This is a genomic window from Texcoconibacillus texcoconensis, assembly GCF_014202575.1.
GTDB lineage: Bacteria > Bacillota > Bacilli > Bacillales > Salisediminibacteriaceae > Texcoconibacillus > Texcoconibacillus texcoconensis.
The window spans coordinates 388,898-415,852 of record NZ_JACHHB010000001.1 but is presented as its reverse complement, the minus strand read 5'-3'; the positions used below and the strand labels follow the sequence as shown (position 1 = coordinate 415,852).

The following is a 26,955-nucleotide window of genomic DNA, read 5'->3' as shown; positions in this document are numbered from 1 at the left end:
GGGAAATGAAGATGTCAGTTGGAGAGGACTTGCAAAATAAAATCGACCAAATTGAACAAGGTGGACCGCCTAAATATCATGAAAGTAACGAAAAAAAGGGCAAATTATTCGTACGTAAACGGTTGGAGTTGTTATTTGATGAAGGAATCGAACTCGAAGATGGCATGCTCGCAAACTGTATGGCAGACAGCTTACCAGCAGACGGCGTTGTCACAGGTGTTGGCAAGGTCAATGGTCAAACGGTTTGTGTGATGGCAAACGATTCGACAGTTAAAGCAGGTTCATGGGGAGCTAGAACAGTTGAAAAAATTATCCGCATTCAAGAAAAAGCTGAGAAATTACACGTACCGATGCTTTATTTAGTCGATTCTGCAGGAGCAAGAATTACTGATCAAGTAGAGATGTTTCCTGGTAGACGAGGAGCAGGGCGGATTTTTTATAACCAAGTAAAGCTGTCCGGAAAAGTCCCGCAAGTATGTTTGTTGTTTGGTCCTTCTGCAGCAGGAGGCGCTTATATCCCTGCTTTTTGTGATACGGTTATTATGGTGGATGGCAATGCTTCGATGTATCTAGGCTCACCTCGAATGGCGGAAATGGTGATTGGGGAAAAGGTATCGTTAGAAGAGATGGGCGGTGCTCGTATGCATTGTAGCGTCTCAGGTTGCGGAGATATTTTAGCGAAAAATGAAGAAGAGGCGATTTCTAAGGCAAGAAACTATTTATCTTATTTCCCGGCGAGTTATTCTGAAAAGCCACCTGTTAAAGAGACGGTGGAACCGAAGTCTTTTGAAAAAACGATCGAAGACCTTATTCCAAAAAACCAAAATGCTCCTTTTAATATGCAAGACTTGATCGATCGTATCATTGACGAAGACTCATTTTTTGAGATTAAAGAACGGTTTGCGCCTGAATTGATCACAGGTTTAGCGCGGCTAAATGGGCAGCCGGTCGGGATCATTGCAAATCAGCCAAGAATGAAAGGTGGCGTTTTGTTCCACGATTCTGCTGATAAAGCCGCTAAGTTTATTACATTATGCGATGCTTATCATATTCCTTTATTGTTTTTAGCAGATATACCAGGGTTTATGGTTGGCACAAAAGTTGAGCAAGCGGGGATTATTCGTCACGGAGCAAAAATGATTTCTGCCATGTCTGAGGCGACTGTTCCGAAGATTTCTGTAATTGTTCGTAAAGCGTACGGAGCAGGTCTTTATGCGATGGCAGGTCCAGCTTTTGAACCTGACTGCTGTCTAGCGTTACCGAGTGCACAAATTGCTGTGATGGGACCGGAGGCAGCTGTAAATGCAGTATATGCAAATAAAATTGCTGAATTACCAGAAGAAGAAAGGGCTGCATTTATTAAGGAGAAGCATGAGGAATATCGCGACAATATCGACATTTACAAATTAGCATCAGAAATGATTGTTGATGGTATTGTGCCACCCAATTCATTGCGAGAGGAACTAGCGAATCGCTTTGATTCATACCAGTCAAAAAATATGGTGTTTTCTGAGCGTAAACATCCAGTTTATCCAGTATAATCATCTTAAAGAAGATATGAATCGGAAAGTCGGGTAGCGATGAACCTACCCGATTTTTTTGATTAAAAAAAGTCCTTGTTTAACAAGGACTTTGAACGTTTATATGTATGGTGACCCGTACTGGGCTCGAACCAGTGACCTCTACCCTGTCAAGGTAGCGCTCTCCCAACTGAGCTAACGGATCAAATGTGATGGTTGCTTTATTAGCGACAATTAATATTATAGTTCATTAAAATACAAAAGTCAATATATAAAATGGTGACCCGTGCTGGGCTCGAACCAGCGACCTCTACCCTGTCAAGGTAGCGCTCTCCCAACTGAGCTAACGGATCAATGCGTGGTGCTCTTGTCAGCGACAATATTTAATATACATGAATATTTTCCTAGCGTCAAGACGAAATTTTTTTTGAAAACAAAAGCAGTTATTCATCGAATGTGTAGCGCACAACGTAACGTTCATCTTTTAATTTACGAATTTCAACCCAAGGCGGAAGTTCATATCCGTTGTGCCAATTCTCTTCAATTTTGGCTTTCAAGCAGCTAGCTTGAAATTTACTGTCAAATATTTGTCGAAAATAGATCCAGTGTGTTTTGTTTCGACCGTTTTCTTTCAAAGTGGTCACCCCAAGAGTGCATGATCGATGTTCAAACAACTAAGAGACACTTTAGCATGATTCATCTCTAGAAGCAAGACGAAACATCATGCTTACCTTAACTGAACTTTTCCGTTTCATTCACAGTAAAAGGGATCGCTTCCTATAATGAATGGAAGCGTCTATTTTATCTAAAAGGGAAGGAGTTAAGATGAACGTTAAACGAACATTAGATTACGTAACGGTTGCAAAGTTAAACAAACGAGTCCATGATCAGCATGAACAAATGCACCCGTATATTTTTAAACCGTATAATTATGATGAAGTGAAAAGTACGTTTAAACAGCTTATGCAGAACGAGAACTTTTTATTTTTACTGATAGAAAATGAACAAGAATCGATTGGCTACGCATGGATCGAATTTAAGTATTACCCTGAAAACACATTTATGAAAGGGTATCGGGCTGTTCAAGTCCATCAAATCAGTATATCGGAAGAAGAAAAGGGAAAGGGGTATGGATCGAAACTCATGAAGGAAATTGAACAATTGGCACAAAAACGAAATGTCGATGTGATTGAACTAGACTATTGGTATGGAAATGATGATGCGTCGAAGTTTTATGAGAAACACGGGTTTCGAAACTGTCGTGATTTTATGATGAAAGATTTGAAGGCAGACGTCGATTAATGAAGTCTGCCTTTTAGAAGGGGGAAGACCTATCCGATGCGTTGTTCTTCATCTCTTCTTCTAATTTCCTCTTCTCGAAGTGATTCCTGTTGATCGCGTAACCGGTGAGCAAGTCGACTAGATGCATTCGCGGCAATGCTACAAATAAGGTCATCTAAAAATGTATTGACTGTTTCTCCTTCTTTTGTATCTAGTTCTTTGATAATCCCTGTTTTTTCTTTATCAAGGTAACCGAAAGACGTAACTGCAATGCTTCCGTATCCAAAGACAGAGCCAAAGGCGATGGTTTCATCTACACCAAATAACCCTTCGTCCATTTCAACGATGGATTGCAACGGCTCAGACAGTTGTTTCTTTTCGGCGAGTTTATCTAGTTCAACACCAACCAAGACAGCATGATGGATTTCGCGTTTTGTTAATACAGCATCAACACTATGAGTACATTCTTCGAGCGTCAATGCGTCGTTGTATGGAGATTGTAATTGATATACAATTTCAGCGATATCTTCAATCGTTACGCCTCTTTCTTCTAACAGTTCCCTCGTTTTTTTCTCGACTTCGTGACAATGTACAGGTTGTCGTTTTGTCATGTTTGTACTCCTTTCTATGCTCGATTCTTAAGGGGGAGCGCATATTTACAAACAATTGACCTATACCCTTAATACATAGATATTAAACGTCTATCTTTTAGTTGAAAGAAAAACAAAAAAAGAAGACGATTGAACCAACTTCATCATGAAGGGTTTTAAGAAACATCACGAAGGTAATTAGTTATCACAAAGGTCAACGTTCGTTTTGGAAATGAGTGATTGAAACGAAAGGCGGCGACTCCCTAAGGATAAGCGCAGTCTGAAGATCCAATTCAGCGACGGTTTGTGGAGCTGAATTTAGCTGAAGACAAGCCTTTTGGAAGCATCCGCCTGCAGTGAAAATCACAACCCATGTTCGGAAATGATCTTTACATCATCTATTAGAAATTCATTCGATTTTAAAAAAACAAGAAAAAATTCAAGTGATGAAAAAGGATTTTGCAACTGGTATGATGAATAAAGTGAAGATCACGATTTAACCGCGTGGCAATGTGGTAAACCAGAGGATAGGAGGGATTCGATGAATTATAGAGTATCTATTTTTCCGTCAAAGAAATTGCAAGATATCGCTAACGCATACCGTAAGCGTTATGACTCTCATTATTCGCTTATTCCGCCTCACATCACTTTAAAAGAGCCATTTGCTGCTGGTGATTTTGAAATGGAAAGCATGGTGAAAAAAATTCGCGAGCTTGCAAAACAAACGAAGCCATTTCCATTAGAAGTTTATAAATTCAGCTCGTTTCATCCTGTAACAAATACGATCTATATGAAAGTTCGTGAACATGAAACATTAATGAGTTTACATGAACGTCTAAATGAAGGCGAGCTAGGTCGCCATGTAACTTACCAATTTGTCCCGCATATTACAATTGGTCAAGATTTAAAAGATGCTGAATGTTCAGATGTGCTTGGAAGGTTAAAAATGGAAACCATTGATCATGAAGAAATGGTAGACCGTTTTTCGTTACTTTACCAATTAGAAAATGGCTCTTGGACAGTTTATGAAACGTTTTTACTAGGAAAGGAATGACATCGATTGAATATTTACACAGTAACGACCGAAGAACAACGACAAGATGCTTTCAAAGTAAGGATGGAAGTGTTTGTCGAGGAGCAGAAGGTACCTGAGGAAGAAGAGATTGATGAACATGAAAATGAAGCGTGGCATTTTGTTGCGTATGATGAGGGGGAGCCAGTAGCCGCAGGTAGGTTAAGGAAAGTTCATGATTACGGTAAGGTAGAGCGAATTTGTGTCCGCGCATCACATCGTAAAACAGGCCTTGGGTATAAACTTATGAAACATATCGAGCAATTAGCTACTGATAAGAATTTAGATGAATTACATTTGCACGCACAAACACAAGCCGAAAAGTTTTATGAAAAGCTTGATTATAAAACAACGTCTGGATTGTTTTACGATGCGGGTATCCCTCATGTTGAAATGGTGAAGGCTTTGTAATAATTAGGGGAGTGAGAGCGAAAGGGTAAATGATTACACAATCATTTGTCTTTTCGCTTTTTTGATGTGAGTTTTTTTGATTTCTGGATGTATAGACATAGTAACGGACTCCCACCCTAGATAACAAAGGGGTGGAAAGTTATGTCAAATATAGTGGTAGCAACCCTTTCAGCCGGACATGGTCATGGGCAAGTCGCTCGTGTGTTAGCAGATACATTAAGTCAACGTGCATTTAAAGTGGAAGTTGTGGAAGGTTTTACATTGTCTTGCGAACGTCAAAATGATACTTTTCAACGCGAACACCGTTGGAAACGGACATACCAAACGATGATTAAACGTGCGCCCTTTTTTTGGGGAATGGTCGATAAAATGGCAGAATCAACGTGGGTCGTCTCATCATTGTCTCGTATGATTCGCGGAGCGTTTGACCCATTTATAAAAGCGGTCAAACACCAGGAACCTGATGTTGTGTTAACGACACATCCACTTTTAACTTCGCTACTCGCAAGGGAACGAGAGAGTGGAAGGTTACCTTCGTCAATCCACATTTATGCGGTGATTACTGATTTTACGTTTCACCCCCTTGCCTATCATCCGAGTGTATCGGGGTACTTTTTAGCTAACGAACGTATGGTGGAAAGGTGTCAGGTGATATGGCCTGAGGGAAACTTTTTTGCAACGGGAATTCCTGTGCGTCGTATGGATTTACTAGAAAAGTCAAGAAGTACGCGAGCTTCGCTTGGCCTACCTGTCGATGGTCAAACACCAGTAATCGCTGTTGCAGGTGGCGGTTGGGGGTGTATTAATTTCACGTCTATTTATGAAACGCTCGAGTCAATAGAGCAACCGTTACACCTTATATTCTTTTCAGGTCATCGAAAGCTTGACCGTAATCGCATTCAACAACATGTTGATGAACCAAGGCATTCCCTTGAAATTGTCGATTATACCGAAGAATTTCTTACTTATTTACAAGCATGTGATGGTTTGATTACAAAGCCTGGTGGTGTGACGGTAAGTGAAGCATTAACATATCAAATCCCTACGATTTTAACGTCGCCTCTCCCTGGACAAGAGACGCGAAATGCTGAAGTTTTACAACGAGACTATCAGATGGCGTATGCCAAAAATGAATTTGATGACCTTCCGAGGTATGTGCTCGATATATTAGAAAAAAACAACGTTATGAGGGAAGACCATCGTTTGGCGGCAGATCGGATTGCTACATGGTTAGAAGAGTTTAAAGCTTATGGGTATGAATATGCGTCTGAAAATACTAAGATGAGGAATTTTAAATGATCATTGTGAAAAGTTAGGCTCGCTTTTTGTTTGAATGACTCGTCACTAAAGTAAAGAAATGCCTGTAAACACCAGAAATGATTCCTTGTGAAATCCCTTCATCTACAGCTAATACACTTTCTGTATTTAAAGGTTGTAAACCGTATCCGAAGCCGATTTATTTCATGATTAAACACGAGTGTTCTCGGCTTCGGGTGAACCTTTAATTTGAAAAATTCCCTTTCCCAATTGTTTTTGTAAGTTGTCCGTTTATATGTTTGTCCAAAAATGGGTTATTCCCGTTAAGTTGGTTTTTGTACGTTAAAAAGAGTGGAAAGAATGGGGTGGGAAAACGGTTTTGATTTTTTATAAACTTTTTTTGAAAAACCCCTTTTGTCAGCTGAAAAAACAGTTTAGAATAAGAGTTACATGGAGAAATGCAGAGCAATGAAGGGTTAATCCCGAGATAATTCGACATATTTAGGCTAGAGAACTTATATTTCTAATATTTTTGGAATATTGCTCGTATGAGATCCTTGTAAAATGAATCAATATGATAATTGAGAAAAAGGAAAAAGGAGGTATTTATGATGAAAGGAACAATGCTATTTTTATCTCTCGTACTTGGTGCTTCTGTCTTAGGGTACTTCTCTAACGATCCGATGCCATCTGCTAATGAGGGGCAAAGTATCGATGTGGAAGAGTTTAAGATATACGGGGTTGTTGATGATATTTCGGATGAAGAAGTAAAGATCGTTGATGTTAGTGAAGAGCGTCATGAGCAAACATTAGAGACAATTGCTCACCTTAATGAAGGCGATGATATTTATATTGGTATTGATCAAATAGATGGATCTGTCAAAGAAGGTGCTCATGTATCTGCTGAACTGTCTACAAATGACGGTCATCCTGAATTTTCCGTTAAACATTTGCGTGTTCTAGCTTACCATTGAAAGGGAATATAAAAACGGTCTGACAATCACAAGATAAGTGAGTCGGACCGTTTTTATTATGATCTAATATAAAGTTTCCTTCTACAACTAAAGGAGGAATGAGAGCCGATCTCTGTCAGTTATATGACTTATCACTCCCCTTTTTGACAACTATTCTCCAGAAAAAACCTCACGCCATACTGACTTTTTGGAAAGCATTTCTCTAGCCAATTCTTTAGCACCCTCCAATGAGTGTGAAGCTGCCCATCCGCATTGTACTTCGTTGCATGCAGGGACTTCATCAGCGTTTAGCACATCATTTAACGTTTTATCCAACAATTCAATGACATGGTCATATGAATCATCGTTAAGTATCGATAAATAAAAACCTGTTTGGCACCCCATAGGACTAACGTCGACAATTTGATCATGATGGTTTCGACTAAATTCAGCCATCATATGTTCGAGGGAATGAAGAGCAGGCATTTTCATATGATCTTTATTCGGTTGTTTAAAACGTAGGTCATATTTGAAAATTTTATCTCCTGTTTCGCCTTCCACAGTACCAGCTAAGCGAATGTAAGGAGCAGCCACTTTCGTATGATCTAAATTAAAGCTTTCTACGTTCATGTTTTGGTCTTGGTTCATTTTTACGCCTCCTTGTTCTTTTTTCGCTGTTTTTCTAAAAAGCTTAATACTTGATGAAACCTTTGTTTTCAAGGAAAGGTTTCATATGTAAACGTTTTGGTTCTTTTAACATATTAGCGATTTGTTCTGTCCAACGATCATCCCGTTTCCCTTTTGTACGGCGGTAGTAATACTTAGAGATCACATCATTGTATGCTTCGAAAGATCGTGTAAGCTCTTTGGTATCTTTGTTATACGTTTCTTTATGATAAATGTTTTCAAATGGTAAACGTGGTTTCGGTTCTGGCTGTTTCGCAGGATATCCAATACACATGCCAAATAGTGGAACGACATAAGCAGGTAAGTCTAAAATCTTGCTAACTTTCTCAATATTGTTTCTTAAACCGCCGATGTAACACAAACCTAAACCGAGCGACTCAGCAGCAACAGCGGCATTTTGCGCGGCTAAAGACGCATCAATAGCTGAAACGAGAAATTTCTCAGTACTTTCAATTGATTCATAAACATCGGTATTTTCATAAGCGCCTGCCTGTTCGTGACGATAAAGGTCAGCACAAAATACAAAGAAATGACCATTATCTTTCACGTAAGGTTGATTACCAGCAAGTTCGGCTAATGTCTCTTTCGTAGATGGATTGGTAATACCGATGATCGAGTAAGCTTGAATAAAACTAGAAGTCGATGCTGTTTGTGCTGATCGTACGATAACTTCGATTTGTTTGTCTGTAAGTGGTTGATCAGTAAAAGATCGAATAGAGCGGTGACCAAGTAATGTTTCAATCGTCTCATTCATCGCGATCCCTCCGTAAGAAAAGTTTACAATAATTGTATCACGCATGTTAAGTCATTCTCTATTGATATATCCAATTCCTTTAATTATATGGTGAGTTGAAGGTAAAGGTTCTGATGCAATTAAAGTTTTCCGGCAGTTGTTTTAGTTCGATATATATAAGATATCGATAGCCCTCTTTCACCAATACCGTTGATACCAACTGAGGTATCCATCCTCAAAACATAGCGGCATGAGCTGGAGCAATGGCTGTTGGAGTGGGAAGTTCTGTGGTAAGCTTAAACAAACTAGTGAATTAGAAATCTTTAAAAGCGATTCGTTCAAATGCAGAAGAATGTGTAGTTCAAATAAAAGAAGTGAAAAGGAAATAATTAAATGTTTTCATAGAAAGAAGGATTTTTGTGGCACGGTCATTAACTTATAGTTTATTAATTTTAGTCATGTTTATATGGGGCTTAAATGTTGTAGCGGTGAAATATTTAGTTGAACATTTCCCGCCAGTAGCAATGCAAGGATTTCGTATTTTAGTCGCAGGAATCGTTGCAATCATTGTCCTATATTTTTTACGTGACCTTAGGAAATTAACAAAAAAAGAGTGGGGGATCACTATTCTCGCTGCTCTTTTTGGTCAATTAGGTCATCATGCCCTTTTGGCAATTGGTCTGGTGGAAACGACTGCTTCAAACGCGTCATTAATTCTTGGACTAATTCCAATCACAACGTCTATTTTAGCGATGATTTTCTTTCGTGATAAGATGACATGGCTTCAAGTCACTGGAATTATTTTTGGTTTTTCAGGTGTTGCTATTGTCGTATTACAAAATAACGGAAGTATCGGTGCCGTCTCTACGGGAGATTTTTTAGTGTTTACGTCCATGTTTTCGCAGGCTTTGAGTTTTATACTTATTAAAATGGCCACGAAAACTTTGTCATCGAGGCAAATGACAGCGGTGATGTTATTGCTTGGTTCAATATTATTATTAGGAACGAGCCTAGTAGTTGAACCAAATGGTTTCTCTCAACTGACGGGTGGAACTGCATTGGTTTGGACAGTTTTCTTTGTCTCAGCTATTTTAGCTACTGGACTGGGTCATATCCTTTACAATGCAGCCATTCAGCAAATTGGTGCTGGAGAAACCGCAATCTTTAATAATCTCGTCCCATTTTTTTCGTTAATTGGTGCTTTTTTATTTTTAGGTGAGAGTATTTACGTTACGCAAGTCATTGGATTTTTTCTTATTGTCACAGGTGTTTTATTAGGTACTGGTTATGTTGATTCACAAATAAAGAAAAAGAAGAAAAATGCAATGGAAAACGCTTTGTAAATCTAAAATGACATTCATTGTGGAAATCATGATGAAACAAATTACACCGTTACTTTGCCGTTATAAAGGCAGAGAACGGTGTAATTTATTTATTACTTTAATGTAAACCAATTAGACATTTGCTTGACTAATGGATGAATTTGATTTGCGGTTTTTACGACTTGATCGACTGTCGCTGTTGCTTTATCGAAATCAAAGCTTCCATCCTCTTTTTGAAATGCTTTAATCCAGTTTGCAGGTTGGGTTCGTGGCGGATGTTGTTGTAATCCAGTTTGTTGTGCTTCTTGCGTCTGCTGTGGTTGTGCATTGACTGGTTGTTGCTGTGGTGGTTGTTGCTGTGGTGGTTGCGTAATTGGTTGTGGTGGTAAGTGACCGCTATACCCTTGTTGTGGGGGAGGCATTTGCGGTTGTGAAAAATATTGATGATGAACTTGGAACGGGGATGGTGCAGGAGGATAAGCGTTCCAAGTGAAGTGGGGCTGATGCATATTCATCGCCCGTCACCTCCTTAAATAGGTTATTCGATGGAAATGGTCTTTCTTTTATTAGGGATGCGAATGCGTAATACGCCATTTGATAAACTTGCTTCAACTTCTTCTTCTCGGACGGAAAATGGTAAATACACAACGCGCTCAGACCGTTCAAATGACTGTGTTTGTTGCCAAGCTTCACTCTTGTCATTTTTCGTTTCTACAGATTCATTCGATTCGACTGAGATACGAATGTAATTTTCATAAACATCGAGATGAATTTGCTCTTTCTTTACACCGGGCAATTCTGCTTCAATAATATAATGTTTTTGCGTTTCATATTGATAGATTGGAATCATTCTAGGGAATGGAAAGTTCTTCATCGTATCTTGAAAAAACTGATCGATGGAATGGAGAATGTCACCTAGTGGTTGTGCTGGAAAATTTTTCGGTAGGTTATCCTTTCGTTTTGACATGCAAATCCCCCTCTCCTACATTGTACGTTAGCATTCTATGATAGGAAGGTTGGATTCGATTAGGCGGATTACCTATTTGTTATGCTTTTGTTCCCAAGTACAGGCTGGAATACGTGAAAAAGATTTGTAAAGAAAAAGGGTTGTTGTTCAATACATTGGTAATTCTCGAGTTTTAGCAAGCGATCTGTTTCGTTGTCAAAGTTTCATCGTAGGAGGGAGAAAAATACAATTAAGAAGGCTAGAAGTAGGGAGTTCTAGCCTTGAAGTGTTAGATACCATCTCGTTGGAAGCGCTTTAAGTCATTTTTATGACCAATAACAACTAATAAATCTCCTTCTTTAATGGTTTCATCAGCGTTAGGCGTAACGTTTACGCCTTTTGAATGTTTGATCGCAAGGATGGTGCAACCGTACTTTGCCCGTACGTCCATTTCGGCGAGCGTTTTACCAATAACTTTTTTTGTAGCAATGATTTCAATAATACTAAAGTCTTCAGAAAGGTCGATGTAGTCGATCACTTTTTCGGATGTTAAAAATTCAGCGATTCGCTGTCCCATATCGTGTTCCGGGTGGAATATTTTGTCAGCGCCGATTTTATCGAGCACTTTGTGATGGTAGTCATTTTGTGCTTTCACCCAAACTTGTTTAATATTCATTTCCTTTAAAATTAAAGTACAAAGAATACTTGCTTGAATATCTTCACCGATAGCAATAATCACATGGTCAAAATTACGTATACCGATATTTTTTAACATTTTTTCATCTGTTCCGTCTGCTACAATGGCTTGTGTGGCATGTTTGGATAGCTTATCAACCTTTTGCTCATCGTTATCGATTGCAAGAACTTCATGATTCATTTCATTTAATTCGTGGCACACACTACTACCAAAGCGACCGAGTCCAATCACAGCAAACTGTTTTCTCATCTTATATTCCCTCGTCTCTATGTAATGATAAGAGAGTATATCATTAATACTAACAGCAAATCAAGGTGATATAACGAACTTAAATTCAAGAAGGCATTTTTTGTCGATGTTTGTTAAAATGGTCAACGTTATTAGTTTTTAAACTGTGTAGGTGGAATGAGGGAGGTACCGATGTTTGAAGATATCATTTCAAGAATTGATCTCTATCAATTAGGAATTGCGAGTCTTATATTTTTCATTTTTTTATTGTTACGAAAAGTTTTTACGACGTATATTTATAAAATTGTTTTAAAATTATCGAAAAAAGCACCATCAGATGTTTTCCGCCAAGTGCTTGTTTCATTTGAACGTCCATTGCGTGCCTTTTTCATCGTCATTGGTATTTTTGCTGCGCTAAATTACTTGCCTTTACCGGAAGTAGTTGACGCAGGAATGATCAAGTTATTAAGAACAGTGGTCATCATTTTGATTGGTGTTGGGCTTTATGAATTATCGTCGTCCTCATCACAATTATTTGTGCGAGTTGGTGAACGATTTAATATTGAAGTTGACCAAATCCTTCTTCCGTTTCTCTCCAAATTAGTTAGGTTTGCTTTAATTGCTTTCATTATTAGTATCATTGCTAGTGAATGGGGATATGATGTCAGTGGTTTCGTTGCAGGGTTAGGTTTAGGTGGATTAGCTTTTGCACTAGCAGCACAAGATTCGATCAGTAATTTCTTCGGTGGAGTGATTATTATTACAGAAAAACCATTTACCTTAGGTGATTGGATTGAAGCACCGAGTGTGGAAGGGATTGTCGAAGATATTACGTTCCGAAGTACAAAAGTACGTACTTTCGCTGAAGGACTGGTAACAGTACCAAACTCAACACTTGCAAATGAATCGATTACAAACTGGACGAAAATGGGGAAAAGAAACATTACGTTTGATCTAGGTGTGACATATGATACACCTAAAGAAAAGTTAGAAGGTTGCGTCGAAAAAATAAAAGAATTATTAAAGACTCATGAAGCGATCGATCAAGAATTGATCATCGTTCGTTTTAATCATTTTCATGAGAGTAGCTTAAATATATTTTTATACTTTTTCACGAAAACAACAGCGTGGGAAGAGCATTTGCAAGTGAGAGAAGAGATCAATTTAAAGATATTGAAGATCCTAGAGGATGAAGGAGTTTCGGTTGCGTTTCCATCACGATCTATTTATTTGAATGATTCGAGACAACAAGAAACTGGCATTTCGGAATAAGAAGCTCTTACTTATAATAATAGGCTGTGCCGTAAGGGGGATTCCCTTTAGGCACAGCCTTTTTTAGTTTAAGACTGTCTTGTACTAGCGACTTCATTTTTAAAGGACGTATTTGCTGAAGTACTTCGATTACGAAGTTGTTTAATACCATCGGTTAGTTGATCATCAACAATACGAGCATCGTCAATATGCTTTTGAATGAGTTCCTTTGCTTCAGTGAAAATCTCTTGTGTTTGTTGAACGTAATTAGATACATCATGACTATACCCGTCCTGTTTTTCGATATATTTAAGCACGTTTTGGACTTCGTTTTGTACTTGTTCGGTTGATTGAAGGGCGGTTTCAATACTTTCAGATGTTTCACGACTTTTGGCGATACCGTTTTCGGCGACAGATAATGTACTTTTCGTGTCTTTTAATGCGCGTTCTGTCTCTGTTTGAATATGTTTGATCAAGTCATCAATTGATTTCGTGCTTTCTGCTGTGCTTTCTGCTAGTTTACGTACTTCATCAGCAACAACGGCAAACCCTTTACCGTGTTCGCCAGCGCGCGCTGCTTCTATGGAAGCGTTTAGGGCAAGTAAGTTCGTTTGTTCAGCAATGTCATTAATGACACGCACAATTCCTTCAATTTCTTTAGAACGTGAACCGAGTTGTTCCATACTATCTGATGTTTGTTTTGATTCTTCACCTATATGGTTAATCAGGTCTTGAACCTCTTTTACTGCCTCTTGACCTTCTTGGGATTTCTTTACCATTGTTTTTGCCGATTGAATCAACGATTGACCACTATTATTCATTGCAGATGCATTTTCATTTGATTGTTCTGAAATATCACTTACTTTTTCGAATTGTCCTTTTATTCTTTTCACGAGTTCATTAAGCATATCGTGTTGATCGTTTACATTTTCGTGTTGTGTGAGTGTGTGCGAAAGGTCGTCGGCGATCCTTTGCATAAACTCGTTTACTTGGTCGTTTTTTTCGGCTAACGCTTGTTCTAATTGACGAACTTGTGCTTTAAGTTGCTCGTTTTCTTGTTGTAACGTTGCACTGTTCTTCGTCGGTTTCTTAAATAGCATCACGGCCACCTCTACTTTTTGGAAATCATACATTAATTCGGACTTTATCACTACCGCTATAGTAACATAAATAGGGACTGATATATATAAATCACAAAAATGAACGATGTTATCGTCAAATCATGAATGATCATACCCGATAATTTTAGTATAATATAGTTGTCCATAAACGTGTCAGTGTCTTTGGAGACATTCGACCAACTTAGGATGGGGAATATGAATATAAAGGGGAGTTAGTCATTGAAAACAGAAGAAAATGTTGTAGTTTTTACAAGCTCAGGGTGTCCTTACTGTCAACAAGTTCTAGAAGCTTTAGAGGAGTGGGAAGTCAGTTTCGAAGAACGGAACGTAAGTCAGGATAAACGTTATTTTCAACAGTTGAGAGACCATAAATTACATGGAACACCTGCGACATTAAAAGGGGGAAGTGTCGTGCTTGGTTTCCAAAAAGAAAAGTTGCAGCGTTTATTAGAGGTGGCTGACCACCAATAATTTTAGGGGAGAAGTTCTTCTCCTCTATTGACTGCATCAAAGAAGGTGAAGTATGAGATATACATCGATTGATCATGTTCAACATGGTGAACGGCTAGCTAAGCATATTTATGCACAAGATGGTCGAGTTTTGCTAAATGAAGGTGTCACAATTACCGTTTCGTTAATAGCTAAGTTAAGAAACATGGGTGTAACAGCAATTTTCATACAAGATGAGCGATTTGCAGATGTAGAAATTGAGAATGTAGTATCCGAAAAAACGAAACAAGAGATGCTATCGACTCTGGCTGAATCTGTGAAATTCGTTCAAGAGGAAAAATCACTTAATGAAAAAGCTGTTTCGAGTGTAGCGAAAAAATTAATTGAAGAAGTTCTTCAAAATCAAGAACACCTTGTACATTTAAGTGATATTCGTACAGAGGATAATCAGCTGTTTGTCCATTGTGTTAATGTTTGTATCCTATCTGTCCTGATTGGTGTACAGGTAGGTTTATCTCATGAAAAATTGCACCAATTAGCCATTGGTGCATTATTTCATGATATTGGAAAAGTGGTTTCTTCACAACAAATCAAACAACCTTCTGGATACAATCAAAATATTGCTGACGAGGGTTATGATCACCATGCGTGGCATGGTTTTCAGTTTTTACGTAGGCTAAATGGAATTAGTACACTGTCTGCTCATATCGCCTTAACTCATCACGAACATATTGATGGTTCGGGGCAACCCCGAGGGTTAATAGGAACGGATATTCATTATTTAGCAAAGATTGTTGCCGTCACAAATAGTTACGACAGGCTCGTGACAAAAACAGGCGACGAGCAATCGTTGCTTCCGTATGACGCGAGTGAAAAAATCATGGGACTTGCTAATATTCATTATGATTACCAGGTTGTCTGGCGTTTCTTACGCTCTATTGCGTTGTACCCGACAGGGAGTCAAGTGAAATTAACTTCTGGGGAATATGGTGTGGTCGTCTCGCAACACCGCGGTTTGCCGCAAAGGCCTATTGTACGTACGTTTACAGAAAACCATAAGGATATCACGTTTGAAGAAATTGATTTAGCTAAACATCCGACGATTTTCATTGAACGCATGATCGTGTAGCGAGAGCTATGTCTCCTTATTTATCGGCATAACTTTTGTAACATCTCCAACAAAGAAACGACAGTTATAGTCGTTTCTTAAAAGGGTATAGTGTTATATAAGGGGGTTATGTCGATGAAGAAACGTGCTTTTTTCGTTATCATACCAATTGTGTTTTTGGCAACATTATTCATGTTTATTCGCTTAGATTTCATTTCTGCAGCTTCGACGTTTGATGTTGGTGTTTCTTCTAGTGAGCATGCTGTGGAAGTTGTTGATGAAAAAACGGATGCTGATATGATTGGTGCTCCTTTGTGGGATGAAGGTCGTTTAAATGGAAGTGACGTTACGCTGACACTCGGTGCGTCAAAGGATGATGTATTGAATAGGCGAGGAAGTCCAAATGAAACGGGAATGTATGCTGGTGGCATTTATATGGATTATCAAGATATTACTTACTTTATTAACCCCGAAACCGATCAAATGTCGGCAATGGCGATGAAACTTGAGGAAGACGAGGGGGAAGCATTGCGATCTTACTCAACACGATATGAGTCCTTACTACGTGAAAAAGGTATGAATGAAAAGGACGGATTATGGATGGAATCGTATCGTCATGGAGAGTTAGAATGGATTTTAGAGTCAGAAGATGAGTCAAGTCCACCAAAATGGGCATGGTTATTTGATAAATCCATTTCTTCACAAATAAATGTGTCGTAATTGATGTTCATCTGTGATGTAGGATAAGCTAATGTAAAAGGGCTTGTCCTTTTTGTTTAAAGAAATTTTTATTACATGGTGGTTACCGATTGCATTTTTTTCAACAACTCTCTATCATGTACCTTGAACCATTAAAGTTGTATATTAAAAGGAGGAGCAATCATGAACCAGATGGATGCTAATGAGATTATTAATTTTATTTCAAATAGTGAGAAAAAGACACCTGTGAAGGTACATATTAAAGGGAACTTAGAGAATATCGATTTCGGAAGTGAAACGCAATCGTTTATTCAAGGAAACACGGGTGTCCTTTTTGGTGAGTGGGAGCAAATTGAAGCGGCGATTAAAGATAACGAAAGTCAAATTGAAGATTATGTCGTAGAAAATGACCGTCGTCACTCTGCGATTCCTTTGCTCGATTTAAAAGGGATTAATGCGCGTATTGAACCAGGTGCGATCATCCGTGATCAAGTAACGATCGGTGACCGCGCAGTTATCATGCTCGGCGCTTCAATCAACATTGGTTCAGTGATCGGTGAAGGAACAATGATTGACATGAACGCAGTTCTTGGTGGAAGAGCAACAGTAGGTAAGAACTGTCACATTGGTGCTGGCGCAGTACTAGCAGGTGTAATCGAGCCACCATCTGCTCAACCAGTTGTTATTGAGGATGGCGTTGTCGTTGGTGCGAATGCTGTTATTCTTGAAGGGGTAACGGTCGGTGAAGGTGCTGTTGTTGCAGCAGGTGCGATCGTAACCGAAGATGTTCCAGCAAATGCCGTTGTTGCAGGTACACCAGCGAAAGTGATTAAGTATAACGATGAAAAAACACAAGAGAAAACAGAAATCAAACAAGAATTACGTAAACTTAACGACTAATAAATGATCATTGAGTGGGAGAAAGGAAGGGGAAACCGATGTCCGTGATGGATGAACAACAATTATTTGAATTAAGACGAGCTTTGCACCAAATCCCTGAATTAGGTTTTCAAGAAAAGAAAACGCAGGAACGCTTATTAACGGAGATAAGCAAGTTACCACAAACGCACTTAGAAGTTCAAACTTGGGAAACAGGGGTGCTCGTGCGTGTGCAAGGGTCAAATCCTACGGAGACGATCGGCTATCGAGCTGATATTGATGGATTGCCGATCAAAGAAGAAACCGGTTTTCCCTTTACTTCCCAACATGATGGGAAAATGCATGCGTGTGGACATGACTTTCATATGACGATCGCCATCGGAGTGTTGTCATTTTTTGCATCCCAACAGCCTGAAAACAATTTAGTATTCGTATTTCAACCAGCTGAAGAAGGTCCTGGTGGTGCCAAACCGATGCTAGAATCGGAATTATTTCAAGCTTGGCGTCCTGACAAAATGATTGCGCTTCATATCGCACCTGAGTATGAAGTAGGCACAATTGCAACTCGTCCTGGGCTGCTATTTGCAAATACAAGTGAGTTGTTTATTGATTTTTATGGGAAGGGTGGACATGCCGCAACCCCTCACCAGGCTAATGATATGGTTGTGGCTGCAAGTCACTTTGTGACACAACTACAAACGATTGTTTCGCGAAATGTGTCACCTCTAGACTCTGCAGTTGTTACAATCGGCACGATTTCAGGTGGGACGAAACAAAATATCATCGCAGAGCATGCTCGCGTTGAAGGAACAATACGGACGTTATCACAAACATCGATGCAACAAGTAAAAGAAAGAATCGAATCACTTCTAAGTGGAATGGAAGTCAGTTTCTCTTGTGAAACGAAACTTGATTATGGTGCGAATTACCTTCAAGTTTATAATCATGAAGAAGAGACGAATGCGTTTTTGCAATACTTAGAAGATCGTGGCGATGTTGATGTTGTCGTTTGTCGTGAAGCGATGACAGGCGAAGACTTTGGTTATTTCCTAGATGAAATTCCTGGATTGATGTTTTGGCTAGGGGTTCATTCGGAGTATGGTTTACACTCTTCAAAATTAGATCCACAAGAAGAAGCGATAAGTCAAGCTGTAAAGGTACTTACAGGATATCTATCTTGAATATGATGAAGCTGGTGTCAATGACGTTGTGAGAACGTGATAGACACCAGCTTTTTTGTAAATAGTAAAACGGGCGTTGAAGGTTTCAGTGGCATATTAATCGAGCCGATGTCGCTTTTGTGTATGAAATGTTGATTTTTGGTTAAGTTACAAAAGAAACGAACATTTCCATGAGGAGGATGATTACACATGGCGAGAGTCGGTGTAGAACAATCGCTTTCAGATGTCCAAGCAGCACTTCAAGAACGAGGGCATGATGTTGTTCCATTACAAAAACAAGGTGACGAAGAAGGCTGTGATTGTTGCGTACTAAGTGGACAAGACCAAAATGTGATGGGAATGCAGGATACATCCACTCAAAGTGCGGTCGTTAACGCAGACGGTATGAACGCTGAAGAAGTTTGTCAGCGAGTAGAACAATCATTACCACAATAAATTCATAGTCACAAAAAAGACTGGAAGCCTTACGAATACATGTTTCGTATAAAGGCAACCAGTCTTTGCTTTTGCGAATGTATTGATGTTATGAACGCTGATCTAATATAACGTGGTGTGGAAAAGGTATTTCGATACCATTTTTGTCTAGCGCTTCTTTGATCGCTTGTCTTAATTTACGTTCCACGGCCCATTGTTCCATATTTTCAGTTTTGGCGATGATTCGAATAATGACATCTGAATCGCCAAAATGTTGAACGCCGATGACATGAGGACCGTCGACGATTGTTTCATCATTTTCGGAAGCGGCATCACAAGCCGTTTGCATCACAGTGATGGCTTCATTAATGTTTTCTTTGTAAGCAATGCTAATGTCAACGAGTGCTTGCATCGTTCCACGAGAATGGTTACTCAAACTCGTAATTTCTCGGTTGGGAATAAAATGTACTGTGCCATTAAAACTTCTTATTCGTGTTGTACGTAGGCCGACTTCTTCGACAATCCCATCGACACCAGCTACTGTGATGTATTCATCGACTTCCAATTGTTTTTCTAGAAGGATGAAAAAACCTGTTACAACATCGCTAACAAGGCCCTGGGCACCAAAGCCGATAGCCAAACCGATGATACCGGCACCTGCGATGAGTGCGGTGACATCATAGTCAAACAAGCCGATAACGATCGTAATGAGGACGAACAGCAACGCATAACCAAAAACATTTTGCGCGAGTTTTTCCAACGTTTTATTACGACTGGTGGACATATTTCGCTGTTTTTGCATTCGTTCGAAGGATCGCGTGATCATTTTCTGAGCGATTCTTTTCACAATACCGTATACAATGAAAATAACGATGAGTTGTAAAAGAATTTTACCAAATTGCAACCCGATTGCAGTCCAATCAGGGCTATTAAACCATTGAGTCATACCTTTCTCTCCTTTGATAGTAACTGTGCTTGTTGTATGTTAACATAAAGCTAATTGTCGAACAAAGCTAGAGACATTTCGTTATGGTAAAAAATGTAATTAAGGGTCAATTTACCGCGGAATTTGAAAACTTTACGTTTTGAAAGCAATAAATTCGGGAATATTAATTTATGGTTAAGTGATCATTGAAAACAACTCATATACAACAAAACAATATAACAATATTATCATGATCTTGAAACGCTGATGATGATAACGATTTGACAGTTCATTTAGGAGGTATTACATATGGAAGATAAGCGCATGGTAGCTAAACAGGCCCCACGATTTGAAATGAATGCAGTGATGCCGAACAAAGAATTTGAAATAGTGAATTTAGAAGACCTAATGAAACAAGACAAATGGACCGTTTTATTTTTCTATCCGATGGATTTTACGTTCGTTTGCCCAACAGAGATTATAGCGATGAGTGATCGTTATGATGAGTTTGAAGATCTCGATACAGAAGTGATTGGTGTTTCTACAGATACCGTCCATACTCACTTAGCTTGGATTAATACTTCACGTGATAATAATGGATTAGGAGAGTTAAAGTATCCGCTAGCTGCTGATACAAACCATAGAGTTTCTCGTGAGTATGGTGTACTTATTGAAGAGGAAGGGGTCGCGCTTCGTGGGTTGTTTATTATTAGTCCGGAAGGTGAACTTATGTACTCTGTAGTCAATCATAACAACGTTGGACGTGATGTAGATGAAACATTGCGCGTTCTTCAAGCTCTACAATCAGGAGGGCTATGTCCGGCGAATTGGAAACCTGGACAAGATACACTATAATGTACGTCGGTGGTTTGATCCTAATCAATTGATCTCTATTGGTTAGGATTTTTGTATGGGCTGTTTCTAAAAAAGGGTTGAAGCTTTACACGCAAGGAAAACGTAAATTGCAAAAATACATCAACGTTGGTAAGATAAAAAATAATAAGAAACGTTGGTGGCGATAAATATGAATCAGCAATTTGCAGTTATTGGTTTAGGTCGATTTGGGGGAAGTATATGTACTTCTTTAAATGAACAAGGTATGGAAGTATTAGCGATTGATGTAGATGAAGAACGAGTATCGAAATACGCAAACGATGCGACACATGCGGTTATCTGTGATGCGACGGATGAAAAAGCGTTAAAAAGTATAGGGATTCGTAACTTTGATCATGTCATTGTTGCGATTGGTGATAATATACAATCCAGTATTTTAGCAACGCTGATGCTTGTTGAATTAGGTGTGAAACATATTACTGTAAAAGCACAAAATGATTATCACGAAAAAGTGTTAAATCGCATTGGTGCTCATCAAGTTGTCCATCCAGAGAGGGATATGGGTGTTCGTATTGCACATAATGTCGTTTCGAAAAATGTATTAGACTATTTAGAGCTCTCGGATGAATATAGCATTGTGGAGTTGCGTGCCGGTAATATCGTTGATGGGAAATCACTTGAAACGTTAGATGTTCGTGCAGAATACGGTTGTAATATTATGGCGATTAAACGTGATGAAGATGTTAATGTTTCCCCGCAAGCAGAAGAAAGGTTACAAAAAGGCGATGTTATTATTGTGATTGGTTCAGACAAAGATATCAATCGTTTAGAAAGTGCATTATTTGATGATACGAATGACGACGACTGACGTGATGGAAAAAGCTGACTTATAAAAGGACAACCTCCTTTTAAGTCAGCTTTTTTGTATGGTGAAGTTTAATTCAAATTAGACTTCCATAATAATAGGTAAAATCATTGGTTTACGTTTTGTTTTTTCGTATAAGAAAGGTCCAAGTAAGTCGGAAATTTCATTTTTAATTTCGGACCATTGTGTCATTTGACGATCCATTAATGTTTGTAAATGGCTATTAAGCATAGATTGAGCATCATGAATCAAATCACCAGATTCTCGCATGTAGACGAAGCCACGTGAAATGATATCTGGTCCTGATGCGACTTTAAAGTTTTTCATGTCGAGACTTACGACGACGACAACTAAACCTTCTTCGGATAAAATTCGACGGTCGCGAAGGACAATGTTACCGATATCTCCAATCCCGTTACCATCTACATAGATTGATCCGGAAGGTACTTTTCCAGATATTTTTGCTTCATCATGGTGTAATGCAAGAACATCACCATTATCCATAAGGAAGCAATGGTCCTCATCAACACCGCAATCTTGAGCAAGTTGTGCGTGCATTTTTAACATTCGAAACTCACCGTGAATCGGCATAAAATATTTTGGTTTCATTAATCTTAACATCATTTTTTGTTCTTCTTGTCCACCGTGACCTGATGTATGAATGTCATTGAGTGAACCGTGAATCACTTCTGCTCCAGCACGGAATAGCTGGTTGATCGTCTTACTAACACTCTGTGTGTTTCCTGGGATTGGTGATGATGAAAAAACGACGGTATCCCCAGGGATAATCTGAATTTGACGGTGTGTTCCGAACGCGATACGTGATAACGCGGCCATCGGTTCACCTTGACTTCCGGTACAAAGAATTGTCACTTGGTTATTTGGAAGTTTATTCAGTTGTGATGGTTCGATAAATGTGTTTTTTGGTGCCCGAATATAACCTAACTCTTGTCCAATTTTAATCGCTGCTTCCATACTACGACCGAAAACGGCGATTTTTCGTTGGGTTTTAACTGCAGCTTCAACGGCTTGTTGTAAACGGTGAATGTTTGAAGCGAAGGTTGCGAAAATGATTCGGCCTTCTACTTTTCGAAAGATTGAATCGATACTTTCACTGACCCGTCGTTCAGACATTGTAAATTCAGGAATTTCACTATTGGTACTATCGGAAAGTAAACATAAGACGCCTTCTTCACCGATTTTCGCCATTTTTGTTAAATTGGCTGGTTCACCTACAGGGGTGAAATCAAACTTGAAATCGCCTGTTTGAACAATGTTTCCAGAAGGTGTTTTTACGACAATGCCGTAAGAGTCTGGAATACTGTGAGTCGTTCGGAAGAATGTCACAGATGTTTTTTGGAATTTGATGATGTCATCTTCATGAATTTCGTGCAAAGCTGTTTGACGAAGTAATCCATGTTCCTCCAATTTGTTTCTTAGAAGGCCAAGTGATAAGCGACCACCATAAATCGGAATATTGACTTCACGGAGTAAATAAGGAATACCTCCGATATGGTCTTCATGACCGTGTGTAATAAAGAGCCCTTTAATTTTATCTTTATTTTTTACGAGATACGTGTAATCGGGTATAACGTAGTCAATACCGAGCAGTTCGTCTTCTGGAAATTTTATACCAGCATCAATTAATATGATTTCGTCTTGGAATTGAACGGCATACGTATTTTTACCGATTTCACCGAGGCCACCTAGAGCAAAGACCGCGGCTTGATGATTTTTCACATGTTTCATCGTTTATAAATTCTCCAATTTGAAATCTTCTTGTTTTTGTTCATATTCCAAAACTGAACCTGTTAACGCAGTAACGTACTCAATATTAATATCTCTATCTGCTAATTTTTTACGAGCATCTCTTTCACTTTCAGCCTCTAGGTAAAGCGATTCAGTTTCCTCGCGCACAGGCGCTTGGTCAAAGTTTGATTGATAAAATACTTTATAAATCATTGACATCTCTCCTTGTTGTTTATTTTATTTCACGTTAAATGAAAAGGGCTTATTTATCATTAACGGTCATTATAGGCGTCTTATGTATGACAAAATGAAATGTTTGTAATCGTGTCATAGTAGCTTTCACCATAGAAGGTACAAAATCATTGCAGTAACAAATCACAATCCTTCTTTCCAGATGTGAAAGAAGGACTGACGAAACTAATGCATATGAATTTTTCGGCAATAGTTCACGACAACGGTTTACTAATTTTTCTTTCCATCTCTTTAATATTTTAAACCCTCCTAATGACAGATTCAAGTCTGTCATTTTTTCATATGGAGAAATAAGTTGATTTTATTGTTTATTATTATGTTTGAGCATTGCTTTGACAAGTAAAGAAGCTTTCGTGTACGTTGAAACGAGAAAGTAAATACGTTTAGGTGTCAGTTTAACTTGATACTGAATATTGATAAGTTAGGGTGAGGGTAGAAGATGGACGAAATAAAAATTGTATTTCTAGATATCGACGGAACGATTCTAAATGAAGATAAACAAATACCTAACTCAACAAAACACGCAGTCTTTTCATTACAAGAAAAAGGGATTCATGTCGTAATCGCAACAGGACGAGCCCCGTTTATGTTTGAATGGATTCGTGAGGAACTAAACATCGATTCGTATGTCAGTTTTAATGGTTCTTATGCCGTGTATGATAATCAAGTTGTTTATGCGAAGCCTTTAGAAGGTGAGGCGCTCTTTCGTCTAGAACAGAAAGCTGAGCAGCAACACCATCCAATGGTATTCTTAGATGAAAAAGAAATGAAAGCAAATGATCAAGATCATTCTTGGATAAATGAAAGTATGAATGAGAGCTTAAAAATGGAACACCCACCTTACGATGCAACATTTCATCATGCGCGGTCAATTTACCAAGCGCTTTTATTTTGTGAACCAGAACATGAAGGTTTTTATTTTGGGGAAGAAAGAGAATTCGATTTTGTTCGTTGGCACGAAAAAGCTTTGGATATCTTACCACCGAGTGGGTCAAAAGCAAAAGGAATCGAAGTATTTATCGAACGTTTGGGAATTTCATCTTCAGAAATAGTAGCCTTCGGTGATGCATTAAACGACATCGAAATGATTAAATTTGCAGGTACAGGTGTCGCAATGGGAAATGCGATGGAAGAAGTGAAAGAGGTGGCTGACATCGTCACATATGATGTAAATGAGAATGGTATTTATGAAGGGGTGGTGAGGATCGGTTTGCTTTAAAGACTTAAGGGGCTGGTGGAAGAACAAAATGTTGAGTAAAGTCTGCCAACATTTTGTTCAAAGAGTGTCTGCCCCTGGACATTTGGGTGCATCTGACTAGGGTGTGTCAGTTGAGTTTGGATGAACAACAGCTTGTGGTGGAAGTGGTTCTTTATATGGGTCATCACTTTCGATGCGGTCGTAAAACATAATTCCATCTAAATGATCGATTTCGTGTTGGAAGACGATTGCAGGGAAACCGCGCAACCTTAATTTGACGTCTTCACCTTCGAGGGTACGGCCTGTAACGGTAATGCGAGCGTAACGGTGAACAATTCCTTTTACTGCACGGTCGACCGAAAGGCAGCCTTCGCCATCTTCTAAAAATGTCGTCTCCTTTGAATGGCTTCTAATTTTAGGGTTAAATAGTGCATATTCTATAAGGTTTCCTTTTTCATCGGTGGTACGTACAGCTATCATTCGTTTGCTGCAATTAATCTGAGGAGCTGCTAAGCCAACGCCAGGTCGAAGGCCATATTTTTCAGCTAATTCTTCATCTTGACTATGTATAAGAAACTCAAGCATTTGACGTAATGTTTCTTCCTCTTCTTTACTAGGTGGGAAGTTGACTTGTTCAGCTTTTTTTCGTAAAGTGGGGTGTCCTTCACGGATAACATCATCCATTTTAATCATGGAAACATCCTCCTTCTGTTCGTAAATATACATTTATTATCCTTAATCGTAGCCTTAACTCGAATAGAAAATAGCGTTGAGCTTTTTCAGACTACAAATCATGAATTCCTGTTAACTATCATATCCTAAAGCAAAAAAAATAGAAAGAAACGAGGGCAAATTTCCCTCGTTTCTTAGTGGGTTTTATTAACCTGCAAAGCGAGCGGCTCCAACAATCACAAGTAAAATGAAAAGAACGACGATTAACGCAAAACCTCTTCCTCCACCGTAACCGTACGAGGGAGCACCATATCCGTAAGCGGGGGCGCCATAACCGTACCCGTATCCGTGATCAAAACCATATCCGCAAGGGTCATAGCAGCAACCTACATCGTATCCGTAGTGCATGAGAAATCCTCCTTCATAGCATTTTTCGCTGATAACAGCGACGTAATAACATGCTATGCAGAAGCCGCTCAAGAGAGTGGATGAATACCTAATTCAATAAAAAGGGTTTAAGTTATTTTGCAAACGATTTGTTATGTTAAAATCATCTTGTAAAAATGTAAATTTTAAGATAATGTTTACTTGGTGACTAGCAAGTAATGTAATCAAGGGGAGGACACAAATGAAAGCGAATAAAAAAATATATGGAATCGTTGCGACTGCGTTTTTATTTACATTAACTGGATGTGGTAATGATCCAACAGAATCCATGTATGAACACCTTGAAGAAACTGTCTCTTTAGAGGCTGAATTTGCAGAACAACAACAACCTTTAGCTGAGGCAGAACAACATGAACAGGAATTGTATGAAGAGATGCTCGAGTTACCAACGATTGAAGAGATTGAGCCGATTGCAGATGAAGCCATTTCCTCATCTGAAGAGAGGTTAACAATGTTAGAAACAGAGCGTGAAAGTCTTGAGGGTGCATTTGAACAATTTCAAGAAGCGGAGACATATGTTGAGCAAATGGATGAAGAAGATCTTTTAGAACAGGCGGATGTACTCATTCACGCGATGGAAGAACGTTTTTCCGCATATGACGACCTCTATGAAGTTTATAAAGATTCAATTGAACTCGATCAACAGTTATATGAGATGATTCAAGAAGAAGAGTTAACGGTTGAAGAATTACAAGACCACCATGAAAAAGTAAATGAAGCATACGAAGAAGTAAATGAATTAAAAGATCAATTTAATGAATATACCGACCAGTATAATGAGGCAAAAGAATCTTTTTATGAAAAAGCAGGATTAGCAGTTACATATACATCTTGAACTACGTCAGCTTAACTGCAAATGAAATTTGAAAATGGTGATTCCTGCGAACACCATCATATTTATCAGTTATTTAGTAGGTTATCTGTGTCGTTCCTACTTATGAGCAACAATAAAACCTTAAAAAAGAAGCTATCATTGATTGAACGAATTAAAAAATGATGCTTTCCAAGCTAAAAAATAATGAGCGCATGTCATTTGGCATGCGCTCATTTATATGTCGTTGTAAATGTCCGACCAATATTGTGTATGTTTTTAATTAAGTATTATAACAGTTGGTTAGTAGATATATAACAGTTTCGAATGTTGTTTTCTTGGCATATACACTGCACCACTGTGAGAAAGTTGATTTATTGGAGTTTAAAACGTTGACGATTT

General features: G+C 38.7%; 31 protein-coding genes and 2 tRNA genes. 18 read left to right on the top strand and 15 right to left on the bottom strand.

The annotated features are described in order from the left end of the window. The first annotated feature begins 11 nt into the window (after positions 1–11). Entirely contained in the window at positions 12–1,541 is a 1,530-nt protein-coding gene (locus HNQ41_RS02035; RefSeq protein ID WP_184662740.1) for an acyl-CoA carboxylase subunit beta, read from the top strand. A 108-nt stretch (positions 1,542–1,649) separates the two neighbouring features. On the opposite strand, the gene HNQ41_RS02030 is transcribed toward HNQ41_RS02035, so the two are convergent. From HNQ41_RS02030 to HNQ41_RS02020, 3 genes are all read right to left on the bottom strand, one after another. Then, positions 1,650–1,725: transfer RNA gene (locus tag HNQ41_RS02030), tRNA-Val, on the bottom strand. A 72-nt stretch (positions 1,726–1,797) separates the two neighbouring features. Further along, positions 1,798–1,873, bottom strand: a tRNA-Val gene (locus HNQ41_RS02025). A 90-nt stretch (positions 1,874–1,963) separates the two neighbouring features. After that, positions 1,964–2,155, bottom strand: coding sequence for a hypothetical protein (locus HNQ41_RS02020; protein WP_184662739.1), 192 nt, complete (start codon positions 2,153–2,155; stop codon positions 1,964–1,966). A gap of 190 nt (positions 2,156–2,345) precedes the next feature. Between HNQ41_RS02020 and HNQ41_RS02015 the strand changes: the two genes are divergently transcribed. Beyond that, a complete protein-coding gene (locus HNQ41_RS02015) occupies positions 2,346–2,822 on the top strand; it encodes a GNAT family N-acetyltransferase (protein ID WP_184662738.1) in 477 nt (158 codons plus the stop codon). Between the two features lie 29 nt (positions 2,823–2,851). Here HNQ41_RS02015 and HNQ41_RS02010 read toward each other — a convergent pair whose 3' ends face one another. Then, complete coding sequence (locus HNQ41_RS02010; protein WP_184662737.1) at positions 2,852–3,412, bottom strand: phosphatidylglycerophosphatase A family protein; 561 nt, start codon at positions 3,410–3,412, stop codon at positions 2,852–2,854. A 520-nt stretch (positions 3,413–3,932) separates the two neighbouring features. On the opposite strand from HNQ41_RS02010, the gene HNQ41_RS02005 reads away from it, so the two are divergent. From HNQ41_RS02005 to HNQ41_RS01990, 4 genes are all read left to right on the top strand, one after another. Then, positions 3,933–4,445, top strand: coding sequence for a YjcG family protein (locus HNQ41_RS02005; protein ID WP_184662736.1), 513 nt, complete (start codon positions 3,933–3,935; stop codon positions 4,443–4,445). A gap of 6 nt (positions 4,446–4,451) precedes the next feature. Then, entirely contained in the window at positions 4,452–4,874 is a 423-nt protein-coding gene (locus tag HNQ41_RS02000) for a GNAT family N-acetyltransferase (protein ID WP_184662735.1), read from the top strand. A 141-nt stretch (positions 4,875–5,015) separates the two neighbouring features. Beyond that, positions 5,016–6,173 carry an MGDG synthase family glycosyltransferase gene (locus tag HNQ41_RS01995; protein WP_184662734.1) on the top strand — a complete coding sequence of 386 codons (1,158 nt, stop codon included), beginning with the start codon at positions 5,016–5,018 and terminating at the stop codon, positions 6,171–6,173. Positions 6,174–6,742: 569 nt separating this feature from the next. Beyond that, on the top strand, positions 6,743–7,105 hold the full coding sequence (locus HNQ41_RS01990) for a hypothetical protein (protein WP_184662733.1): 363 nt from the start codon (positions 6,743–6,745) through the stop codon (positions 7,103–7,105). 150 nt (positions 7,106–7,255) lie between these two features. On the opposite strand, the gene HNQ41_RS01985 is transcribed toward HNQ41_RS01990, so the two are convergent. Both HNQ41_RS01985 and nfsA read right to left on the bottom strand, forming a co-directional pair. Further along, positions 7,256–7,732, bottom strand: a complete 477-nt coding sequence (locus HNQ41_RS01985) for an S-ribosylhomocysteine lyase (protein ID WP_184662732.1) — start codon at positions 7,730–7,732, stop codon at positions 7,256–7,258. Between the two features lie 43 nt (positions 7,733–7,775). Next, positions 7,776–8,525 (bottom strand): oxygen-insensitive NADPH nitroreductase, encoded by a 750-nt coding sequence (nfsA, locus tag HNQ41_RS01980; protein ID WP_184662777.1) that lies wholly within the window; start codon positions 8,523–8,525, stop codon positions 7,776–7,778. 398 nt (positions 8,526–8,923) lie between these two features. Here nfsA and HNQ41_RS01975 point away from each other — a divergent pair, with 398 nt between their 5' ends. Beyond that, positions 8,924–9,847: an EamA family transporter gene (locus HNQ41_RS01975; RefSeq protein ID WP_184662731.1), complete on the top strand. Its 924-nt coding sequence runs from the start codon at positions 8,924–8,926 to the stop codon at positions 9,845–9,847. Positions 9,848–9,939: 92 nt separating this feature from the next. Here HNQ41_RS01975 and HNQ41_RS01970 read toward each other — a convergent pair whose 3' ends face one another. The 3 genes from HNQ41_RS01970 to HNQ41_RS01960 form a co-directional block, all read right to left on the bottom strand. Next, the gene (locus HNQ41_RS01970; RefSeq protein ID WP_184662730.1) at positions 9,940–10,341 is read right to left on the bottom strand and encodes a YppG family protein; all 402 of its coding nucleotides are present in this window, start codon (positions 10,339–10,341) and stop codon (positions 9,940–9,942) included. 23 nt (positions 10,342–10,364) lie between these two features. After that, a complete protein-coding gene (locus tag HNQ41_RS01965) occupies positions 10,365–10,793 on the bottom strand; it encodes an Hsp20/alpha crystallin family protein (protein WP_184662729.1) in 429 nt (142 codons plus the stop codon). A gap of 268 nt (positions 10,794–11,061) precedes the next feature. Next, positions 11,062–11,718, bottom strand: coding sequence for a potassium channel family protein (locus HNQ41_RS01960; protein ID WP_184662728.1), 657 nt, complete (start codon positions 11,716–11,718; stop codon positions 11,062–11,064). A gap of 171 nt (positions 11,719–11,889) precedes the next feature. Here HNQ41_RS01960 and HNQ41_RS01955 point away from each other — a divergent pair, with 171 nt between their 5' ends. After that, positions 11,890–12,969, top strand: coding sequence for a mechanosensitive ion channel family protein (locus tag HNQ41_RS01955; RefSeq protein WP_184662727.1), 1,080 nt, complete (start codon positions 11,890–11,892; stop codon positions 12,967–12,969). Positions 12,970–13,037: 68 nt separating this feature from the next. Here HNQ41_RS01955 and HNQ41_RS01950 read toward each other — a convergent pair whose 3' ends face one another. Next, positions 13,038–14,048 carry a methyl-accepting chemotaxis protein gene (locus HNQ41_RS01950; RefSeq protein WP_184662726.1) on the bottom strand — a complete coding sequence of 337 codons (1,011 nt, stop codon included), beginning with the start codon at positions 14,046–14,048 and terminating at the stop codon, positions 13,038–13,040. Positions 14,049–14,288: 240 nt separating this feature from the next. On the opposite strand from HNQ41_RS01950, the gene HNQ41_RS01945 reads away from it, so the two are divergent. The 6 genes from HNQ41_RS01945 (at position 14,289) to HNQ41_RS01920 (ending at position 18,821) form a co-directional block, all read left to right on the top strand. Next, a complete protein-coding gene (locus HNQ41_RS01945; protein WP_184662725.1) occupies positions 14,289–14,540 on the top strand; it encodes a glutaredoxin family protein in 252 nt (83 codons plus the stop codon). A 52-nt stretch (positions 14,541–14,592) separates the two neighbouring features. Beyond that, the gene (locus HNQ41_RS01940) at positions 14,593–15,648 is read left to right on the top strand and encodes an HD-GYP domain-containing protein (RefSeq protein ID WP_184662724.1); all 1,056 of its coding nucleotides are present in this window, start codon (positions 14,593–14,595) and stop codon (positions 15,646–15,648) included. A gap of 114 nt (positions 15,649–15,762) precedes the next feature. Continuing rightward, the gene (locus tag HNQ41_RS01935; RefSeq protein ID WP_184662723.1) at positions 15,763–16,347 is read left to right on the top strand and encodes a hypothetical protein; all 585 of its coding nucleotides are present in this window, start codon (positions 15,763–15,765) and stop codon (positions 16,345–16,347) included. A gap of 162 nt (positions 16,348–16,509) precedes the next feature. Then, positions 16,510–17,226, top strand: coding sequence for a 2,3,4,5-tetrahydropyridine-2,6-dicarboxylate N-acetyltransferase (gene dapD / locus HNQ41_RS01930; RefSeq protein WP_184662722.1), 717 nt, complete (start codon positions 16,510–16,512; stop codon positions 17,224–17,226). A 47-nt stretch (positions 17,227–17,273) separates the two neighbouring features. Then, positions 17,274–18,386: an N-acetyldiaminopimelate deacetylase gene (locus tag HNQ41_RS01925; protein WP_184662776.1), complete on the top strand. Its 1,113-nt coding sequence runs from the start codon at positions 17,274–17,276 to the stop codon at positions 18,384–18,386. Between the two features lie 189 nt (positions 18,387–18,575). Next, complete coding sequence (locus tag HNQ41_RS01920; protein WP_184662721.1) at positions 18,576–18,821, top strand: YkuS family protein; 246 nt, start codon at positions 18,576–18,578, stop codon at positions 18,819–18,821. 88 nt (positions 18,822–18,909) lie between these two features. Here the strand turns inward: HNQ41_RS01920 and HNQ41_RS01915 are convergent, their stop codons facing one another. Beyond that, positions 18,910–19,746: a mechanosensitive ion channel family protein gene (locus HNQ41_RS01915; protein ID WP_184662720.1), complete on the bottom strand. Its 837-nt coding sequence runs from the start codon at positions 19,744–19,746 to the stop codon at positions 18,910–18,912. Between the two features lie 288 nt (positions 19,747–20,034). On the opposite strand from HNQ41_RS01915, the gene HNQ41_RS01910 reads away from it, so the two are divergent. Both HNQ41_RS01910 and HNQ41_RS01905 read left to right on the top strand, forming a co-directional pair. Continuing rightward, complete coding sequence (locus HNQ41_RS01910) at positions 20,035–20,580, top strand: peroxiredoxin (protein ID WP_184662719.1); 546 nt, start codon at positions 20,035–20,037, stop codon at positions 20,578–20,580. A 169-nt stretch (positions 20,581–20,749) separates the two neighbouring features. Beyond that, the gene (locus HNQ41_RS01905; protein ID WP_184662718.1) at positions 20,750–21,427 is read left to right on the top strand and encodes a potassium channel family protein; all 678 of its coding nucleotides are present in this window, start codon (positions 20,750–20,752) and stop codon (positions 21,425–21,427) included. Between the two features lie 78 nt (positions 21,428–21,505). Here HNQ41_RS01905 and rnjA read toward each other — a convergent pair whose 3' ends face one another. Further along, positions 21,506–23,173 (bottom strand): ribonuclease J1, encoded by a 1,668-nt coding sequence (rnjA, locus tag HNQ41_RS01900; RefSeq protein WP_184662717.1) that lies wholly within the window; start codon positions 23,171–23,173, stop codon positions 21,506–21,508. A gap of 3 nt (positions 23,174–23,176) precedes the next feature. After that, positions 23,177–23,386: a DNA-dependent RNA polymerase subunit epsilon gene (locus HNQ41_RS01895; RefSeq protein WP_184662716.1), complete on the bottom strand. Its 210-nt coding sequence runs from the start codon at positions 23,384–23,386 to the stop codon at positions 23,177–23,179. 478 nt (positions 23,387–23,864) lie between these two features. Between HNQ41_RS01895 and HNQ41_RS01890 the strand changes: the two genes are divergently transcribed. After that, complete coding sequence (locus HNQ41_RS01890; RefSeq protein ID WP_184662715.1) at positions 23,865–24,644, top strand: Cof-type HAD-IIB family hydrolase; 780 nt, start codon at positions 23,865–23,867, stop codon at positions 24,642–24,644. A gap of 96 nt (positions 24,645–24,740) precedes the next feature. Here the strand turns inward: HNQ41_RS01890 and def are convergent, their stop codons facing one another. After that, positions 24,741–25,316 (bottom strand): peptide deformylase, encoded by a 576-nt coding sequence (gene def, locus HNQ41_RS01885; RefSeq protein WP_184662714.1) that lies wholly within the window; start codon positions 25,314–25,316, stop codon positions 24,741–24,743. Positions 25,317–25,502: 186 nt separating this feature from the next. Continuing rightward, the gene (locus tag HNQ41_RS01880; RefSeq protein WP_184662713.1) at positions 25,503–25,703 is read right to left on the bottom strand and encodes a YjcZ family sporulation protein; all 201 of its coding nucleotides are present in this window, start codon (positions 25,701–25,703) and stop codon (positions 25,503–25,505) included. A gap of 220 nt (positions 25,704–25,923) precedes the next feature. On the opposite strand from HNQ41_RS01880, the gene HNQ41_RS01875 reads away from it, so the two are divergent. After that, the gene (locus tag HNQ41_RS01875) at positions 25,924–26,577 is read left to right on the top strand and encodes a YkyA family protein (protein ID WP_184662712.1); all 654 of its coding nucleotides are present in this window, start codon (positions 25,924–25,926) and stop codon (positions 26,575–26,577) included. Positions 26,578–26,955: the final 378 nt, after the last annotated feature.